This is a genomic window from Dyella sp. KRB-257, from assembly GCF_049445995.1.
GTDB lineage: Bacteria > Pseudomonadota > Gammaproteobacteria > Xanthomonadales > Rhodanobacteraceae > Dyella_A.
In genome coordinates this window covers 1-1,346 of sequence record NZ_JBMSDZ010000056.1, presented here as the reverse complement: position 1 = coordinate 1,346, position 1,346 = coordinate 1, and the positions used below count along the sequence as shown (strand labels likewise).

General features: G+C 65.6%; 1 protein-coding gene. It reads left to right on the top strand.

Annotation, left to right across the window (positions count from 1 at the left end):
* Positions 1-69 precede the first annotated feature (69 nt).
* Positions 70-1,346: IS4 family transposase (locus tag ACO2Q2_RS17475; protein WP_423257525.1), on the top strand; the 1,277-nt coding region annotated here is incomplete at its 3' end.

Sequence of the window (1,346 nt, the reverse complement as noted above, 5' to 3'; positions counted from 1 at the left end):
CTGTCTCTTGATCACATTTGGTATTGAAAATACGCTGCAAGCCCTTGATCCTTCATGGTGGCCTCACGCATGTTTCCCACGGACGCGAAAGCTTGGGCGCAGGAAATCTTTGGCGAATGTGAGTTGGGCGATGCCCGACGCACGAAGCGTCTGACGGATATGGCCGAGCGTCTGGCGCGTCAGTCCGGCGCCTCGATGTCCAAGTGCTGCCGTGGGGATCCGGCCGCGCAAACCGGTAGCTACCGGTTGCTGCGCAACGACGCGGTCAGCGCGACAGCTATCGCCGAAGGCGGTTTCGCCGCGGTGGCCAAGCAGCTGCCCGAGACCGGGCGACTGCTGGCGCTGGAGGACACCACCAGCTTGAGCTACCGGCATACCGTGGCGGCCGATCTGGGGATGATCGGCACGGACCGATCGGCCAAGTCCCGTGGTTATCTGGTGCACTCGGTGCTGCTGGTGGATGGCCATAGCGAGCGCACCGTGGGCCTGATTGAGCAGCAGTACTGGTGCCGTGACCCGGCCTCGCACGGCAAGAAGCACGCACGCAAGCAGCGGGCCTACGCCGACAAGGAAAGCGCCAAGTGGCAACGGGCGTCCGAGCAGGTGGCGCAGCGGTTGGGGCCGACGATGGCCCAGGTCATTTCCGTATGCGACCGCGAATCGGACGTGTACGAATACCTGCATTACAAGCGCGAACACCAGCAGCGCTTCGTGCTGCGCGCCCGTGTCGATCGGGGTATCAAAGACCACACCACGGCGCTGTTTGCGACGCTCGAAGCGCAGGCCCGGACCGTGGGGCACCAGACCGTACACATCGCCCAACGCGCGGGACGCAAGGCCCGCGTCGCGCAGTTGGTCTTGCGCGCCGCGACGGTGGAGCTGCGCCCGCCGGCGCATAGCGGTCGCGCCGGGCAGGCGCTGCCGGTCAACGTGGTGATAGCGCAGGAAGTGGATGCGCCCGAGGGGGTAAAGCCACTGTGCTGGCGCTTGTTGACCTCCGAACCGATCGACGATCTGCCGGAGGTCCAGCGCGTGGTGCGTGACTACGAACTGCGCTGGCGGATCGAGGAGTATCACAAGGCGTGGAAATCCGGCGTCGGGGTGGAACGGCAACGCCTGCAAAGCGCGCCGAATCTGGAGCGGATGATGGTGATCACGGCCTTCGTTGCCGTGCGCCTGCTGCAGTTGCGAGAGACCGTGGAAGCCGCCCCTGCCACCGATGAGGCCGCGCCGGAGCCCACGCCACTGAGTCCGGACGAATGGCGTGTGTTATGGGTCTCCACCGAGCACAGTGCACCACCCGCGCAAACGCCGCCAGCCGCGTGGGCGTATCGAGCCCTCGCCAA